Genomic DNA, 963 nt, shown 5'->3' on the forward strand with positions numbered 1-963 from the left:
GTACCGTTGATCGTGACGGTCACATCCTTGGTGACCACACCGCCATTGCCGTCATCAACGGTGACGGTGAACGTCTCGGTGATGGATTGGCCCGTCTTCAGACCTTGGACGTCCTTGTTGGCGTTGTCCAGGTTGTACGTCCAGTTGCCGTTGCCATCAACGGAGAAGGAGCCGTAGGTGCCCTTGCCGTCATTGTTAACGGTCCAGGTGTGGGTATCGGTCGTGTCAACGTCGGCGACATCCAGCTTGCCGGTGGCCACCAGCGTGCCATCTTCGGTTACTGCACCATCAGCCTTGCCGGTCAGAACCGGGATGTCGTTGGTACCGACGATGGTGACGACGACCTGACCCGTCGTACCGTCAGCGGTCGTAACCGTGAAGGTCTCGGTAAGGGTCTTGCCAGCGCCCAGGCCTTGGACGGCCGGGTCGTTGTTGGTCAGGTTGTACGTCCACGCGCCGTTCGCGTCGACAGAGAACGTGCCATGTTGGCCGGGCGCGTTCGTCTGAACTTGGAACACGGCTTGGCCGGCGTCCGGGTCGGTGACGTTGAGCTTGCCGTCAACAGACAGCGTCTCGTCTTCAATGACTTGGCCCTTGTCGCTGTCAGGCGTAGCGGGCGTGATGATCGCGCCGTCATCCGTGCCGTTGATCGTGACAGTCACATCCTTGGTGACCACACCGCCATTGCCGTCATCAACGGTGACGGTGAACGTTTCGGTGATCGACTGACCGGTCTTCAGACCTTGGACATCCTTGTTGGCGTTGTCCAGGTTGTAGGTCCAGTTGCCGTTGCCATCAACGGAGAAGGAGCCGTAGGTGCCCTTGCCCTCGTTGTTAACGGACCAGGTGTGGGTATCGGTCGTATCAACGTCCGCGACATCCAGCTTGCCGGTGGCAACCAGCGAACCGTCTTCGGTGACGGCGCCATCGGCCTTGCCGGTCAGGACCGGGATGTCGTTGGTA

At 60.2% G+C, this 963-nt stretch carries 1 protein-coding gene; it reads right to left on the bottom strand.

Annotated elements, in window-relative coordinates; all coding sequences use genetic code 11:
* Positions 1 to 963, bottom strand: a 963-nt coding sequence (locus tag YH64_RS30020; RefSeq protein WP_221935944.1) for a VCBS domain-containing protein, incomplete at both ends; no start/stop codon positions are given.

Source organism: Achromobacter sp. LC458, assembly GCF_001005835.2.
Taxonomy (GTDB): domain Bacteria; phylum Pseudomonadota; class Gammaproteobacteria; order Burkholderiales; family Burkholderiaceae_B; genus Achromobacter; species Achromobacter spanius_B.